18 protein-coding genes are annotated in these 14,596 nt (G+C 49.5%); 10 read left to right on the forward strand and 8 right to left on the reverse strand.

The annotated features are described in order from the left end of the window. The 4 genes from IQ256_RS25340 to IQ256_RS25355 all read left to right on the forward strand — a co-directional run. The coding region (locus IQ256_RS25340) for a transketolase C-terminal domain-containing protein (RefSeq protein WP_304952615.1) at window positions 1-1,213 on the forward strand (1,213 nt) is incomplete at its 5' end. Window positions 1,214-1,408: 195 nt separating this feature from the next. Continuing rightward, complete coding sequence (locus IQ256_RS25345) at window positions 1,409-1,627, forward strand: addiction module protein (RefSeq protein WP_193858498.1); 219 nt, start codon at window positions 1,409-1,411, stop codon at window positions 1,625-1,627. A gap of 48 nt (window positions 1,628-1,675) precedes the next feature. Next, entirely contained in the window at window positions 1,676-1,924 is a 249-nt protein-coding gene (locus tag IQ256_RS30555; protein ID WP_228025267.1) for a type II toxin-antitoxin system RelE/ParE family toxin, read from the forward strand. A 22-nt stretch (window positions 1,925-1,946) separates the two neighbouring features. Further along, window positions 1,947-3,092 carry a geranylgeranyl reductase family protein gene (locus IQ256_RS25355; protein WP_193858484.1) on the forward strand — a complete coding sequence of 382 codons (1,146 nt, stop codon included), beginning with the start codon at window positions 1,947-1,949 and terminating at the stop codon, window positions 3,090-3,092. Between the two features lie 55 nt (window positions 3,093-3,147). Here IQ256_RS25355 and IQ256_RS25360 read toward each other — a convergent pair whose 3' ends face one another. Then, window positions 3,148-4,179: a LysR family transcriptional regulator gene (locus IQ256_RS25360; protein WP_193858485.1), complete on the reverse strand. Its 1,032-nt coding sequence runs from the start codon at window positions 4,177-4,179 to the stop codon at window positions 3,148-3,150. A gap of 377 nt (window positions 4,180-4,556) precedes the next feature. Continuing rightward, window positions 4,557-4,793, reverse strand: a complete 237-nt coding sequence (locus tag IQ256_RS25365; protein WP_193858486.1) for a photosystem II protein, Psb35-related — start codon at window positions 4,791-4,793, stop codon at window positions 4,557-4,559. A 176-nt stretch (window positions 4,794-4,969) separates the two neighbouring features. On the opposite strand from IQ256_RS25365, the gene holA reads away from it, so the two are divergent. The 6 genes from holA to IQ256_RS25395 all read left to right on the forward strand — a co-directional run bounded on the left by holA (window position 4,970) and on the right by IQ256_RS25395 (window position 9,414). After that, the gene (gene holA, locus IQ256_RS25370) at window positions 4,970-5,965 is read left to right on the forward strand and encodes a DNA polymerase III subunit delta (RefSeq protein WP_193858487.1); all 996 of its coding nucleotides are present in this window, start codon (window positions 4,970-4,972) and stop codon (window positions 5,963-5,965) included. A gap of 127 nt (window positions 5,966-6,092) precedes the next feature. Continuing rightward, window positions 6,093-6,563 (forward strand): DUF4168 domain-containing protein, encoded by a 471-nt coding sequence (locus IQ256_RS25375; RefSeq protein ID WP_193858488.1) that lies wholly within the window; start codon window positions 6,093-6,095, stop codon window positions 6,561-6,563. Window positions 6,564-6,708: 145 nt separating this feature from the next. After that, window positions 6,709-7,782: a GTPase ObgE gene (gene obgE / locus IQ256_RS25380; protein WP_193858489.1), complete on the forward strand. Its 1,074-nt coding sequence runs from the start codon at window positions 6,709-6,711 to the stop codon at window positions 7,780-7,782. Between the two features lie 35 nt (window positions 7,783-7,817). After that, complete coding sequence (locus IQ256_RS25385) at window positions 7,818-8,159, forward strand: DUF433 domain-containing protein (protein ID WP_193858490.1); 342 nt, start codon at window positions 7,818-7,820, stop codon at window positions 8,157-8,159. 63 nt (window positions 8,160-8,222) lie between these two features. After that, the gene (locus tag IQ256_RS25390) at window positions 8,223-8,570 is read left to right on the forward strand and encodes a DUF5615 family PIN-like protein (protein WP_193858491.1); all 348 of its coding nucleotides are present in this window, start codon (window positions 8,223-8,225) and stop codon (window positions 8,568-8,570) included. A gap of 106 nt (window positions 8,571-8,676) precedes the next feature. Beyond that, window positions 8,677-9,414 (forward strand): carbonic anhydrase, encoded by a 738-nt coding sequence (locus tag IQ256_RS25395; RefSeq protein ID WP_193858492.1) that lies wholly within the window; start codon window positions 8,677-8,679, stop codon window positions 9,412-9,414. 38 nt (window positions 9,415-9,452) lie between these two features. Here the strand turns inward: IQ256_RS25395 and IQ256_RS25400 are convergent, their stop codons facing one another. From IQ256_RS25400 to IQ256_RS25425, 6 genes are all read right to left on the reverse strand, one after another. Further along, window positions 9,453-9,785 carry a hypothetical protein gene (locus IQ256_RS25400; RefSeq protein WP_193858493.1) on the reverse strand — a complete coding sequence of 111 codons (333 nt, stop codon included), beginning with the start codon at window positions 9,783-9,785 and terminating at the stop codon, window positions 9,453-9,455. Continuing rightward, the gene (locus IQ256_RS25405) at window positions 9,782-10,030 is read right to left on the reverse strand and encodes a DUF4160 domain-containing protein (protein ID WP_193858494.1); all 249 of its coding nucleotides are present in this window, start codon (window positions 10,028-10,030) and stop codon (window positions 9,782-9,784) included. Before IQ256_RS25405 ends, IQ256_RS25400 begins: the two co-directional genes overlap by 4 nt. A gap of 178 nt (window positions 10,031-10,208) precedes the next feature. Further along, window positions 10,209-11,102, reverse strand: coding sequence for a DUF1350 family protein (locus IQ256_RS25410; protein ID WP_193858495.1), 894 nt, complete (start codon window positions 11,100-11,102; stop codon window positions 10,209-10,211). 147 nt (window positions 11,103-11,249) lie between these two features. Further along, complete coding sequence (locus tag IQ256_RS25415; RefSeq protein WP_193858496.1) at window positions 11,250-12,011, reverse strand: hypothetical protein; 762 nt, start codon at window positions 12,009-12,011, stop codon at window positions 11,250-11,252. A 73-nt stretch (window positions 12,012-12,084) separates the two neighbouring features. Then, the gene (locus tag IQ256_RS25420) at window positions 12,085-13,224 is read right to left on the reverse strand and encodes a mechanosensitive ion channel family protein (RefSeq protein WP_193858497.1); all 1,140 of its coding nucleotides are present in this window, start codon (window positions 13,222-13,224) and stop codon (window positions 12,085-12,087) included. A 64-nt stretch (window positions 13,225-13,288) separates the two neighbouring features. Continuing rightward, a complete protein-coding gene (locus tag IQ256_RS25425; RefSeq protein WP_370623546.1) occupies window positions 13,289-14,383 on the reverse strand; it encodes a mechanosensitive ion channel family protein in 1,095 nt (364 codons plus the stop codon). Window positions 14,384-14,596: the final 213 nt, after the last annotated feature.

Here is a 14,596-nt window from a genome sequence, read left to right on the forward strand (position 1 = left end):
CGGCATTCACGGCGCAATGCTCGGCGACGAAGAAACCATCGCCACTCGTGAAAACCTCGACTGGAAATACGACTTCTTCGAGATCCCTGAAGATGCGCTCAGCCGCTACCGTCAGGCCATTGACAAAGGCGCTAGCGCTGAAGCCGAGTGGAATGAAACGCTCGCGACCTACCGCACCAAGTATGCCGAAGAAGCTAAGGAATTCGAGCGGCTGCTATCCGGTAAACTGCCTGACGGCTGGGAAGATGCGCTGCCTACCTACACCCCTGAGGACAAAGCGTTAGCCACTCGGAAGAACTCAGAAGCAACTTTGAACGCCTTAGCACCTGTGCTGCCCGAACTAGTCGGCGGTTCCGCTGATTTAACCCACTCCAACCTCACCGAACTGAAAATCTCCGGCGACTATCAAAAGGGCGCTTACGAAAACCGTAATATTCACTTCGGCGTTCGCGAGCACGGCATGGGCGCAATCTGCAACGGCATCGCTCTGCACGGCGGCGGCCTGATTCCTTACTGCGCTACGTTCCTAGTCTTTACCGACTATATGCGCGGTGCCATTCGCCTTTCTGCCCTTTCTGAAGCCGGCGTCATCTATGTAATGACTCACGACTCCATTGGCTTAGGCGAAGACGGGCCTACCCACCAGCCAGTAGAAACTGTTGCTTCTCTGCGAGCCATTCCTAATCTCTATGTCATTCGCCCCGCTGATGGCAACGAGACCTCCGGTGCATACAAAATCGCCGTGAACAAGCGGAAAGCACCCACCTTGATGTGCTTCTCTCGCCAGGGTCTACGTAATCTACCAGGGTCTTCTATTGATGCGGTGGCCAAAGGCGCATACGTCATGTCTGATTCAGACGGCACACCCGATCTGATTTTGATCGGAACAGGTAGTGAAGTGCAGCTCTGTGAAGACGCTGCTGAAAAGCTACGCGGTGATGGCAAGAAGGTGCGTGTAGTCTCTATGCCTTGTTGGAAGCTCTACGAAGAGCAGAGCGCCGAGTATAAAGAATCTGTTTTACCCAAGGCAGTTAAAAAGCGGCTTGTTGTTGAAGCCATGAGCAGCTTTGGCTGGGCCAAGTACTTCGGCGATGAAGGCGATATGCTCTCTGTCGATACCTTTGGCGCTTCGGCTCCGGGGGGCACCGTTATGGAGAAGTTCGGCTATACCGTTGACAACGTTGTCTCTCGTGCGAATGCACTCCTAAGCTAGCAGCGTTCTAGAGTTAAATAAAGCCTCTGCTGATAAATAGATCAGCAGAGGCTTTTGCCTTTGGAATAATTGGCTCAGTCGTAGGACACAAGCCTTTGTCAATCCATTGAATGGCGAAGATCTCTTTGGTTGTAGGATATGTGCTTGACTATAGCGATAGAATCAGGGACCAAAGTCGCTGATTGGATAGGTAGTATGCAGCCTTTGCTGACAGTTGATATCGAACAAATTAGTATCTCAGAGAGAATACAGTTAGCTGAGGATCTCTGGGATAGTATTCTATCTAACCCTGAGAGTCTTGTCGTTACTGAATCGCAAAAGCAGGTATTAGATGAGCGATTAGAGAAGCATCAAACACCTCCTGAAGACTCATCGAGTTGGCGAGCGGTTAAAGCTCGGCTTGGTAACCCCTAATGACCTATTTGCTACGCATCAGATCCGAAGCGGAGTTTGATATCCAAGATGCGTACCAATATTACGAGGAAAGATAAGTATGGTCTCGGTTCTGAATTTGTTCGCGCTGTTGACGCTTGTCTTTCAAAGGTTGCTCGCAACCCATCCGCTTATCCGTCAGTACATAGGCAAATCCGCAGAGCTTTAATTCGTAGGTTTCCTTACGGTATCTTCTACGTTATTGAAGACAGTACAGTTGTTGTTCTAGCTTGCTTTCATGCCAAACGAGATCCGAAGGCGTGGCGAGATAGAACGTAAACTAATTCGCAACTTTAAACTTATGCCACTATACGATTGCATTGTTGTGGGTGCCGGACCAGCGGGCGCAAGTGCTGCCTACCATCTGAGCAAAAAGGGACACACGGTTTTGCTGCTAGAGAAAGCGGCTTTACCTCGCTATAAGCCGTGTGGAGGTGGGGTTTCACCGCAGGTGGCGAAGTGGTTTGACTTTGATTTTGAGCCAGTGATTTCGCAGAAGGTGACGCGGGCTCGGTATACATGGAATCTAGGCGAAGCGATAGAGGTTGATTTGCAAGCGCCGATTTGGATGGTGCGACGGAATGAGTTCGATCATTACCTAGTGCAGCAGGCTCAGAAACAGGGGGCGCGGCTGTTGGATCAGACTAAGGCAATGGGGGTTAAATTTGTCTCAGAGTCTGGAAAGGCTCGCTGGCAGGTAGCAACGAGTGGGGGAGCGTTTGAGGGTAGCTATCTGATTGCAGCTGATGGAGGACGCGGTCCGATGGCAAAGTGGCTAGGATTTGGCGATCGCAAAGCCAGTATTGCGGGCGCTATCGAAATTGAACCTAAAGGCACGGTAGAAAACAGCCACGTCGTTCATTTTGAGTTTGGGCTGCTAAAAAACGGCTATGTGTGGAACTTTCCTAAGCGAGATGGCTATTCAATCGGTAGCGGCGTCTTTCGCACAGATCGGCGAAAGGGCAAAGACTTGGTTGCACCGATGGCCGAGTATGCATCAGCGTTTGGAGTAGATGGCGATGCGGAGCCGAAGTTTGGGCATCCGGTGTATATCTGGAATGGCAATCAGCGACTGCATACTCAACACGCTGTGCTAGCGGGCGAGGCGGCATGTGTGGTCGATCCGCTAACGGCTGAAGGAATCAGGCCGTCTATATTTACAGGGATAAAGGCGGCTGAGGCAGTGAGCGATGCGATCGCTGGTAACCGATCAGCTCTAGCCGAATATACAGATATCATCGCAGAAGAAATTGGCCACGAGATGAAGCTAGCAACCAGACTGGCAAAAGCGTTCTACGCCGCTCCGCACCTAAGCTACCGCACGATTATGCAGCAGCCTTCTGCGACTTGGGCAATGGCTAGAATTTTTGCCGGTGAGGTGAAGTATGCCGATATGGTGCAAAAAGCGCTACGGCGATTGAGCGGCGGGCTGCTAGCCAAGAGCTAAAACCTTGGCTAAGATCTCGACTGATACCTTGGCTGGAAACCTCGGCCCTTTTTAATCAAACGGTCATAGGTTCTCTAGTTTTGCTATCTCCATCAGGATCAGAGGATGTCTGACCATTTCTCTGGCTAACTTCGTCGTTTTCCTCACTGCCGTTGAGTGCGACTTTTCCTAGCCCTGGCAACAGCTTCCGCGCCATTTCGGGGCTTTCTTCCTTGAGGAATTTGAGGAACGTTTCGGCGACGATCGATAGCTGTTTGCCTGCTAGGTGAGCAACATACCAGTGCCGCTCGATCGGGAATCCCTGGACATCTAGGATGGCGAACTCACCTGTCGTTCCTTCTGAAATGATGGTGTGTTGAGAGAGCACAGAAATGCCCAATCCGCCTGCGATCGCCTGCTTGATCGCCTCGTTGCTGCCCAGTTCTAGACTCACATTGACAGCCACATTGTTCTCTGCGAATATCTTTTCTACCGCTTTACGAGTGCCCGAACCTGGCTCTCTCATAATGAACGCTTCGTTGTTAAGCGCTTCGATCGGAATGTTCTTCTTTTGCGCGAGGGGATGGCTAGTAGGTGCCAGAACAATCAGCGGATTTTCTAAAAAAGGATGAATAGTTAGATCGGGCTGCGTCGGTGTCTGGCTAATGATGTATATGTCATCTTCATTGGCTATCATGCTCTCTTGTAGACGCTGATGGTTGGTCACCTTTAGTGAAATGTCGATGCCAGGGTAGCGCTTGCAAAAGGGACCTAGAATTCTAGGCACAAAGTATTTAGCCGTGGTGATAACCGCCAGCTTTAGCTGACCTTGCTTCATCCCTTTAAGATCGGCTACTGACATTTCAAACTGATCTAACCCGGTGAAAATATCTTGGCAAGTTGATAGCAGTTTCTCACCAGCTTCTGTGAGATAAAGTCGCTTGCCGATCTGCTCAAACAGCGGCAGTCCAACTGCTTTAGTGAGCTGCTTTACCTGAATCGAGACGGTGGGCTGAGTCAGATAAAGTTCCTCGGCGGCGCGAGTAAAGCTACCATGGCGAGCCGTCGCTTCAAATACTTTGAGCTGATGGAGTGTTGCGTGAATCACAGCTTAATGGCCTCTATCTATGTCAACTGACCTATCTGTATATAGGCTGATACAGGCTGAGAGTTGTCAGGCTGCATAGAAATTAGTCTATCAAATAATCAAAGTAATGCCGTTAATTTCAATGATAATCGCCAAAAAATAATCAAGAGAGGCTTGCCCATAGTTGGCAAGCCTCTCTTAACTGTGTCGCTATTTCAATGTCTAGATGAGATAGGTCTATCGATTTACCGCTCGGCTTCGTCTCTCACAAGGGCAATAAAATTAGAGTTTTATGACGCCTCGCTATCTAATTAGCACCTGACTAATGCCTAATTAATGCTAGCTAACCGGCTTACTTCGTCTAGATAGCCAGAGCTAGCTGATTCCTAAGGAGCGTTCTATCGGCTAGATAACCGACGGCTACTGTAAGCGTCACCGCTGTATGCGGGCGTTCTAGTAGCGTAGTTAGTGGGCTGGCCTGTGATTGGTACTGCGATCGCCTCGAAAGATGCAGATCGCCAGTTGCGCTCATGAATCGGCTTGGTTTGCTCGCCCAGGAAGTAGGTCTGGGTGCCAATAATGGCAACAGCTGCCCAGCCTGCGACGATGAGCGCGATTAAGATTGTGGTCATCATGATGATGCCTCCAATGGGTTCTATGTAAATAATTGTAACGCAGACTTTTAATAAATGTTTGTGTCTCTTGATAGACTTTTCTCTAGCTACGTGAAAAGCTATCCAAAGCTGCCTATAGCGCGAGTTTCGCTCGAATCCAGGTAGCCTGTGACTATTGACTAAGCGTTGAACAAAGCATGCCGATCTACTTCTTTTGGGGTGAGGATGAGTTTCGGTTGAAGCAAGCGGTAGAGAATCTACGCGATCGCACGTTAGATGCCGCCTGGGCCACTTTCAATTACGACCGCATCACGCCTGATGTGACCGATGGCGCAATTCAAGCCTTGAACCTGGCGATGACGCCTCCTTTCGGTGCGGGTCATCGCTTGGTATGGCTAGTAGACACAGCTTTGTCTCAGCGCTGTTCAGAGGCGACGATGTCAGAGATGGCCCGGACGCTGCCTTTGGTACCAGAGACAACGGTACTGCTGCTGACGAGTTCAGGTAAGCCAGACGGGCGACTGAAATCGACCAAGCTGCTAAAAAAGCATGCAGATATACGTGAGTTTGCGGCGATCGCACCTTGGCAAACCGATCAGCTAATCGATCAAGTACGGCGAGTCGCACAGGAAATGCATCTGCGCCTGAAGCCTGAAGCTGCAGCGCTCTTGGCAGAAGCCGTCGGTGCCGACACCCGCAGACTGTACAACGAACTTGAAAAGCTGAGCGTGTACTGGAGCTCTCAGGGACAGGTGAAAACGGATCCCTTGCCGCCAGCAGTGATTACTCGGCTAGTAGCAGTGAGCACCCAGACCAGTTTTCAGCTAGCAGAGTCGTTGATCGCAGGGCGAACCGACCAGGCGTTAGGGCTAGTGACCGATCTACTGGCGAACAACGAGCCAGCGCTGAAGGTGGTGGCAACACTCGTAGGTCAGTTTCGGCGGTGGCTGTGGGTGAGTTTGATGGCACAGCAAGGCGAACGGGATGTAAAGGCGATCGCCAAGGCGGCAGAAATCAACAATCCCAGGCGAGTCTATATTTTACAAAAGCAAATCCGAGGTTGCTCATCTGCTCAGCTAGGGAAAGCCCTGTCACTGCTGCTGGGACTAGAATTTAGCCTAAAGCGTGGCGCTCCTGAGGAGATTACTTTGCAGACCAAAGTGATTGAAATTGCGGCTTGCTTTGGCACGTAGTCTCGGACAGAGCGTCTCAGACCGAGACAACCGCTGTAATCCCTGTGGCTGTAACATTATAGTGATTTGAAATGTCTATACCCGCCCATCGACATACACGCTAGATACCCCAAAAATCGCACTCATCATGACTTTGACGCAGTCTTACCTTCGCCGAATCTGGTTAGCGTTTGCCTTTGGCGCACTGACCTTAACTCCACTTAGTCTTCTGCTTACTGATAGATACGTTCTACCCGCCTACGCCCAAGCCTATAGCGATGACGAAGTCACTAACTATGCTCGCGCTGTCGTCAATATTGAAGCCGAACGGCTCGAAGCCTATGCCCTAGCCAGCGATATCTTGACTAGCGCCGACAGCGATCTGAGCATCATCGAAACGCCGCTTAGCTGCACCAGCACCCGTTTGGCCGACATGCCAGATATTTCTAGAGAGGGTAGGGTTGATCTGCGCGCTGTGCTGGTAGCCTTTTGCAATAATGCTAGCCAGGTGGCCGAAGAAAATGACCTAACGCCTAGAGTATTCAATGAGATATTGGCTGCTCACCGCGAAGATCCAGCACTTTTAGAGCGAATTCAGACGGCTATTTCTGCTCTGTAGATATTTGCTCTGTATGTATGTGGGTGAGTTCTATATATCTGCATATTTGCTTCTGTAATCGTATCTGAAGCCTGTAATCACAAGTGATTCACGCTAGAATAAAGCGCTATTCTCTAAAATAGAGCGGTTTCCCCTACCTTCACCCATGCAATTTATTGACCAGGCCGAAATTGAAGTAGAGGGAGGCACAGGCGGCGACGGATTGACCGCGTTCAGGAGGGAAAAATACGTGCCTGCAGGCGGCCCTTCTGGCGGTACGGGCGGCAAAGGCGGCTCAATAATACTGACGACTAATACCAACTTGCAAACCCTGCTAGATTTTCGCTATGCCCACCGTTTCAAAGCAAAGGACGGCGAAAAAGGCGGGCCCAAGAACAGAACTGGCGCGAGCGGTGAGGATTTAATCATTGAAGTGCCCTGCGGAACTTTGGCATACGACTTGGAAACAGGTGAGCCGATTGGCGATTTGACTGAGCCTAATCAGTCGCTAGTGATTGCGCCGGGGGGCAAAGGTGGCCTGGGCAATAAGCATTTTTTGAGCAATCGCAACCGCGCCCCCGAGATGTCTCAGCGCGGTATCGGCGGCATGATTCGGCAAGTGCGCCTAGAACTGAAGCTGCTGGCCGAGGTCGGCATTATTGGATTGCCAAATGCGGGCAAATCAACATTGATTTCAACGCTGTCAGCGGCTAAACCCAAGGTGGCTGACTATCCATTTACGACGCTAGTTCCTAACCTGGGCGTGGTTCGCAAGCCAACGGGTGATGGCACGGTTTTCGCCGATATTCCTGGACTGATTGAAGGCGCTCATGAAGGGCAGGGCTTAGGGCATGATTTCTTGCGCCATATCGAGCGGACAAAACTGCTGTTGCATTTAGTCGATGGGACGGCGGCAGACCCGGTCGCTGACTATCAGACCATTCAACAGGAGCTAAGTGCCTATGGCAGGGGATTGGTTGGCCGTCCGCAGATGTTAGCAATCAACAAAGTAGATGCATTGTTAGATGAAGAAGTAGATGAGATTGCCGCCAAGCTAGCTCTGTTGACAGGTGAGAAGGTGTTTCGGATCTCAGCAGTTAGTCGCCAAGGGACAGATGAACTGCTACAGGCGATTTGGCAGCTTTTGGACAAGACGAATGAGGCGATCGCAGCCGAAGCCGCCCGCGCTGAGCAGGCCATCATCGATTTCAACACACCAACCCTACGCACAGTCCCATAGCTCTTTTTTCCATAATTGTCTTTAGGAATGAGTCAATGAACGCTCAAGTTGAATTCAAAGCGACTGCGCCACCGTTACGATGGGACGAGTCCGGCGGCATTCGGATTGGCAAGACCCGAGTCACACTTGACAGTGTATTAGCGTCTTATCACAAGGGTGCTGTGCCTGAAGAAATTGCTTTGCAATACTCAGTCCTATCCCTTTCAGAGATATACGCCGTCATTGCCTACTATCTTTCGCATCGCCAGCTAGTAGATGACTATCTGAAAGAGCGAGATCATCAAACTCAGCAGTGGCGGCAGCAGTTAAGCGAAAAGCACAATTTGACCGACTTGAGGCAGCGTTTGCTAGCCCGCCGTCAGTCTCAAGAAAACTAACTTCGAGGCGGTAACCGTAAAATCAAGCATTACCTAAACAGGCTCAAGTAAGCTGACTCTAAGTTGCTTTTTCTTACTGATGAAAACTTCAATGGCGCTATTCTTCGTGGACTGATAAGACGCTTACCGAATCTGGACATTGTTCGCGTTCAGGATGTAGGTCTTTTGCACGCCGCCGACCCCGTTATTCTGGAATGGGCTGCCAACGAAGGACGAATTCTACTGACTCACGATGTAGCGACAGTTGTATCCTATGCCTACCAGCGTGTAAAACAGAACCTGGTAATGCCCGGTGTCGTTGCAGTTATAGCAACTGCTTCCATAGGGCGAGTTCTCGATGACTTAGAGTTGCTTATTTTTTATGGTGAGATAGATGACTATGAAAATGGAGTTACCTTTGTTCCCTTGTAGTAGAACGAGAACCCTAAAGACTCTATTCCTTTATTTTAGATGCTCCAAAGTCGAATTAGCCTCTCGCTCCATGAGAGTATAAATACACGAGATAGAAAAAAGAGCGATGAAAGATCTAATCAAGGGCCTGCGTGAATTCCAGAGCAACTATGTTCCAGAGCATAAGGAACTGCTGCAAGAGCTGGCCCAGGGTCAGCATCCTCGGGTCTTGTTTATCACCTGTTCTGATTCTCGGGTGCAGCCGGAGCTGATTACGCAGTCGGACTTGGGCGATCTGTTTGTAATTCGCAACGCCGGCAATATCATTCCGCCTTACGGTTCAACGAATGGCGGCGAAGGCGCAACGATTGAATATGCCATTAAGTCACTGGATATTCAGCACATCGTGGTCTGCGGACATACGACCTGCGGAGCGATGAAAGGCTTGCTGCAAGTAGGCGAGCTAGAGACTAAGATGCCGCTAGTCTACAACTGGCTAAAGCACACAGAGGCAACGCGCGAGCTAGTAGAAGAGCATTACGGCTATTTGGCGAAGGCTGAGAAGCTCTCGACCCTGGTTGCAGAAAACGTGCTGACCCAGATTGATAATCTGAAGACGTATCCTTCGGTGCGATCGCATCTACACAGAGGCGAAGTCCAGCTCCACGGCTGGATCTATAACATCGTCGATGGCTCTGTACTCACCTACGATAGAGCCAATCATTCGTTTATGCCGCTGTCGAGTTCGACCAACGAAGACATTCAAGAGATTCCAGTTGCCTACCAGTCAAACGGATCTTCTCGGCTTTCTCAGGGGCAGCGCGATCGCATTTTCCGAGGCTCCCCCGCCTTCTACAACCAATAAAATTACGTGTGCCTGCGATTTAGAGCGGTAAAGGCTCATTAGCGACTTAGCAGCTTTTCCATCCACTGCTTAGAACCCAGCTGCCCACGCATCAACGCAGCGATTTCGAAGCACTGCTCAATGTCAGTAAACTCTACAACTTCCTTGTGTGGCCACAGACGGACGTTAGCTAGCTGTTCGTCTGTTGGGGTCGGGATATCTTGCCAGCCATTAGCAGTTTTCTCTCTCATTTGTAAGGACTCTACTGGCCAGCGATAACGAGCACCTGTATTGAACCTGATCTCTAGCTCTCGGCTCTGCGCTAGATAGCGAGTCGCTGAGGGTTCTACTCCTTTCTCTATGCCAGGTGCTATCTGGGTTGTCAGAGTCATTGCCGCTCTCTCCATTCAGCTTTCAGCTTTTGCAAGTTATCGTTTGCTAGACGTAGTGCTCTTTTCTTTAGCTTCGGATCTTTGGCAGCGCGCCTAGTTTTCTCCCCTTTCATCAATACAGCCTGATCTCCCGATATATCGATTTTAGTTGCGAAGTCACCTTTCTCAACATGCACGTGGTCGGGCTCATGGTCATTGGGTGGTATGAAGAATCGAAATCCATCGACCGTCAGGACGTTACCCACGCATTCTCTCCTCTAATCATACTTTTCCAGTAGTGTATCTGCCGGTAAGAGTGACTATTTGGGTAAGCCTAGCTCGTCGCGATCGCATTTTCCGAGGCTCCCCCGCCTTCTACAACCAATAAAATTACGTGTGCCTGCGATTTAGGCGGTATTTCTGAGCATCCCTACGCCACGAAAGCTACCCGATTTTGGCTTTCTCAAGTTCGTCGGCAACGGCTTCTACGATGGCCTGACTGCCAGAGCTCATCCCCAAAGGAGCCAGATGTTTGCCTAGCCGTGAAGCTTCGACTGAAAGAGCACGAAAGTTGAGCAGCCGCCGTTCTAATATCTGCTTTAGCTCGTCCACCGATTCTTTAGCGACCTGGCTGTCGAAGGCGATGATTGAGGTCAGTGAAAACAAATTCGAGTGTTCGATCAAACAAAACGTCTCCTCGCGAGAAGGCAAAACCTGAACTAGACGACTAAAGAACCGTTGCAGAGACTTGATTGGAACTGCATTATCTAAATCTGAAATTACCGGATCTAGCAAGATAGAAGGCTGGTTGTACAGCGATATGGTCATCAGCGGCGATTTATCAACCAGCTCATCAATCCGCTGGGCCTGCCTGGGTTTAACGCAGTGAAGCAGAGCGTTGTACTTCTCGAAGATCTCAAAGTCGGTCAACAGCTCCATTAGGGCAATGTATTTGCATCCTAAACTGTGACCTACCCAATACTCTTTTATCTTTGGAATGTCAGCTCCCGACGCTTGTGCATACAAGGCAGTTTCAAACCCTTGCTTTCTAGCTTCTTCTTCAACTTCTTGGCGAATACTGTCCTGATTTTCAAGCAGACTTAGCGCTACTGACCAATGGCGAAACGAAAATCGAAATGGCAGCGCGACAACGGTATAGCCTTTGTAGAAAAGACGCTTGAGCAAGAAGCGATAGAACAATGTCGGAAAAGTGCCAAAGAAAGCACCCCCAACGAAATACACAACGCCGATCGGCTGAGGATGAATCGCGGCCCAAGTAAACCTAGTCGGAAAAAAGCGAAAATTGAGCCGGGCCGACTCTTTTATTAAGTCTTTCATAATGCTAGCTTCTATAGTTTTGCGTAGCAGAATACAAGGAATACCCCTCTCAGCTTTTAGGGGAGATATCCCTTGCCTTGCTCTCACAGTTTTTTGTAGAAAAGATAGTCAGTAACGGATCAAGTACGGGTTATCTTCAGCTCGACTTTAGCGTTGACTGACCGCTAGGCCGTTTTCAATAGACTCAATCCGCTCTGCCATGACGGTCAAAATCTGTGCCAGATCTGGCTGCACGGAGGCGTTCTCAGCCCCGTTACTGTCAATTAGACCAGGGGTCACAGGCAAAGTGGGCGTAGGAATTGGGAAGGGGATAGGGTTGGGAATAGGTCTGGGGAAAGGAATCGGGTTTGGGTTCGGAAAGGGCGGAAAGCTAGAAATGGTGTCAACTTCCATCAGACTTGCGCCTGTGGCCGTCGGGAGAGACACGGCTAGCTGGTCGAATTCTCCGTTGCCGCCGGGAGAGGACAGGAATGTGCCGCGATGTTCGGGGGTAAGCAGTAGTGGACTAGGATTTCTACAAAAGAAGGGAACTAGAATAAAGACTTCAACAAAGCCTCTGACTTCTACTTGATCCGCTGCTGGATCGAGGCTGAGAATGTTAGGCTGCAAAATGAACAAGCCTGTGTCGCCAGCGCTTAGCCCAAAATCATATCTAAATCGATTAGGCCCATCTGCGACCAAACTTCCTGCAAAGTTGTTGGTGCCCCCTGTGTCTAGTATGTTTAGAAGTTCTGTTGGGTTAATCGAGGGGGTCGTTGCATTGAATCTCAGACGAATTCGCAGATTGCGGTTGGTAGGATTAGCGACATTCAAAAAATATCCTTGAAGAATACCGCGATCTGATCCGGCAACAGTGCCTGGATTGGGTGTAATGGGCTTTAGCAGTAGTTCAAATGTCGAAAGTAGCATGTGTTCGTTCCTTTTAACGTTTGTTAAAGATGAACGATCTGAGCCGTGAATAGGGGTACCCGGTGGGGTGATTCTAGATCGTGACCGGAGAATCGACATAAACAGTCGGGTCTTCGACGGTGAATTGAATGTTGTATTCCAGCAGTTTGGCAGAGATTTTTGCGTTAGCGAGTTCCAATAATCTTTTGCGTAGCTGAATCGAGTTTTCGCTAGAGCCGAGAATAAAAAAGGTAACGCGTGCCCGTGAACCAGATCGATCATCTAGCTTGAACAAACTGATTTTGGTACTGCCTGGATCGATGCCAAACAGGGTATCTGTGCTTTCTTTGACCACCTGTTGTACCAGAGCTTGCTCTCTTTCATCTAAAACTCGAACAAAGTCAAGATAGAGCAGCACCATGACCTTTTTACCCCGAGTGATGTTTTCAATATCCAGATTGGCCATCGTCGAGTTAGGAATGATTACTAGCGTGTTTTTGGCCGCTGAGCGCAGCTTAGTTGAACGTAGGCCAATAGATTCAATGCGGCCATAGACATCGTCAGCATGAGGATTAAGGCTCACGCGGATATGATCGCCTGGAACAAAGGGCCGATCGAGATATAGAACGACCGTTCCGATCAGCTGCTCTAATGTCTTTTGGGCAGCAAAGGCGATCGCAGCACCACCAATGCCAAAACCAGCGATCAGTCCGACTAGGCTAACGCCTTGATTCTGGGCAAAGGCAATGACTGCAACCACGCCGATGGCGACGTTTATCAAGGTTTCTACCACTAGCAGCATTTCATCTACTTCTAGATTTGCGCGGCGCATTAAATCAATGCCGTAGACACGCACAAATTGACGAAATAGGCGCGACGATAGCCAGGCCACGCTGATGACAGTCGCTAGTGTAACGAAGAAGCTAAGGAATTCATAGAGTCCTTGATACTCTTGAAGTAGGCTAAGACTTAGCGAGATTAAAATCAGCGTGCCAGTGACTCGCAGCAGTGGCTGAAGTGGTTTTATCAGCGCGTCATAACCGTTAGCGACCTTGTCCGGTGCCGCTTTATGAAAAAACAGTCGGATCAATGCTGGCGTGCCTTGGCCAATAGCTGCTGAGAGCAAGACGAAAAAGACAAACAGTCCAAGCTGAATAGCTAACCGAGTTAGGAGAAGCTGTGCATCGCGATCAATCTGAAAAATCTCTTTTAATGCTGAAAGAAGAGTGTCCATGTAGAACGCTTGGAATAAGTGCGGATTGTTATAGCCAGGTCTAAAGCGGTTTAACTAAAGCGGTTTAAATAGTGATAGGTGAATCGACATTGATCCTTTGCGCTTCTATATCGAAGGCGATACCGAACTCTTTAAGCTTTTGGGCGACATTTCGACTAGCCGCGTCTAATAGCTGACGACGCAGCTCCATAGAAACTTCTCCAGATCCCAAAATAAAAAAGGTGACTTGAGCCCTGGTCTCAGTCACTTCAGAAACGCTATCTGGCTCCACAAAAGTGATATTTGTACTGCGATAGTCGATACCAAAGATGCCCTCGGTACTTTCTAGAATCACCTGGCGAATGAGCGCTCTTTCATCACTGGCGATCGCCCGATAAAACTTCAGATACACAATCGACATCACTTTCTTGGCATCGGTAAAGTTTTCAATCGCCACTTGAGTCAGCATGTTGTTGGGCACTACAACCAGCGTACCTTTACCAGACGTACGAATTTTGGTAGAGCGCAAGCCAACCGACTCTACCTGCCCGAAAGTCCCATCAGGTAAGCCAATATAGTCGTCAACAATAAACGGACGATCGATGTACAAGATAATGCTGCTAATTACCTGTTCGAGCGTCTTTTGGGCCGCAAAGGCAACGGCTAATCCGCCTACGCCCAGGCTGGCAACTAGACCCACTACATTAATCTGATGAGTCTGGCCGAAGACGATGGCAACGATAATAATGCCGCCTACGACAGTCGTGACCCTACCGAGAATAAGAATTTCGCTGTTAATCTTACGGTCGGCCTGTACGGCGGCGTTGAGCAGATAGATGTCAAAAAAGAGCCTAGCCAGGCGAAAGATTAGCCAGATTACGAGCCCGCCTACCAGCAAGCTCAGCGGAATCTCAACTAGCGTGTAGAGCTTTGCATTCGAGAGCAAAGAGTCAATCAGTACATCGGCAACGCTCAAGCCAAGGACAGTCGCTAATAGTGTTTGATTAGGCTCGACCACGTCCTTGTAGATGGCGGCTGAGACCTGTAGTTGACTAAATACAGCGCGAGACATGAGCGGGATAGCTTTGAAGGCGATCGCACAAATTCCTATCGTCAGTGCGATCGCCAACCCTAGCTGTAAATCCGCCTCGCCCAATTCTTCAAAAGCCACGTCGAACACAAAACCGCCTCCCAAAGTACGCTCTAAAGTACGCTCAATGTAGCGCCTGACGAAATTGGCAACCCGAGAGTATTCAGCGTATTCCTACACAAAACTTCAGCTGTAGAAGACGACAATACATGACTCCTGAGTATGGCTCTTGGGTGAATCTGTTAGAGGGCAACTGACTAGTGCTAGCTAGCCTCAAAGTGAGAGCAAAGCTTAGTTAGGAAT

It is taken from the genome of cf. Phormidesmis sp. LEGE 11477, from assembly GCF_015207105.1.
Classification (GTDB): domain Bacteria; phylum Cyanobacteriota; class Cyanobacteriia; order Phormidesmidales; family Phormidesmidaceae; genus Phormidesmis.

Coding starts and splice junctions, on each gene's coding strand:
- IQ256_RS25415 (WP_193858496.1), bottom strand. CDS start 12,011: ATGCTACTTTCGACATTTGAACTACTGCTAAAGCCCATTACACCCAAT.
- IQ256_RS25345 (WP_193858498.1), top strand. CDS start 1,409: ATGCAGCCTTTGCTGACAGTTGATATCGAACAAATTAGTATCTCAGAG.
- IQ256_RS25410 (WP_193858495.1), bottom strand. CDS start 11,102: ATGAAAGACTTAATAAAAGAGTCGGCCCGGCTCAATTTTCGCTTTTTT.
- IQ256_RS25385 (WP_193858490.1), top strand. CDS start 7,818: ATGAACGCTCAAGTTGAATTCAAAGCGACTGCGCCACCGTTACGATGG.
- IQ256_RS25365 (WP_193858486.1), bottom strand. CDS start 4,793: ATGATGACCACAATCTTAATCGCGCTCATCGTCGCAGGCTGGGCAGCT.
- IQ256_RS25395 (WP_193858492.1), top strand. CDS start 8,677: ATGAAAGATCTAATCAAGGGCCTGCGTGAATTCCAGAGCAACTATGTT.
- obgE (WP_193858489.1), top strand. CDS start 6,709: ATGCAATTTATTGACCAGGCCGAAATTGAAGTAGAGGGAGGCACAGGC.
- IQ256_RS25400 (WP_193858493.1), bottom strand. CDS start 9,785: ATGACTCTGACAACCCAGATAGCACCTGGCATAGAGAAAGGAGTAGAA.
- IQ256_RS25355 (WP_193858484.1), top strand. CDS start 1,947: ATGCCACTATACGATTGCATTGTTGTGGGTGCCGGACCAGCGGGCGCA.
- IQ256_RS30555 (WP_228025267.1), top strand. CDS start 1,676: ATGCGTACCAATATTACGAGGAAAGATAAGTATGGTCTCGGTTCTGAA.
- IQ256_RS25420 (WP_193858497.1), bottom strand. CDS start 13,224: ATGGACACTCTTCTTTCAGCATTAAAAGAGATTTTTCAGATTGATCGC.
- holA (WP_193858487.1), top strand. CDS start 4,970: ATGCCGATCTACTTCTTTTGGGGTGAGGATGAGTTTCGGTTGAAGCAA.
- IQ256_RS25375 (WP_193858488.1), top strand. CDS start 6,093: ATGACTTTGACGCAGTCTTACCTTCGCCGAATCTGGTTAGCGTTTGCC.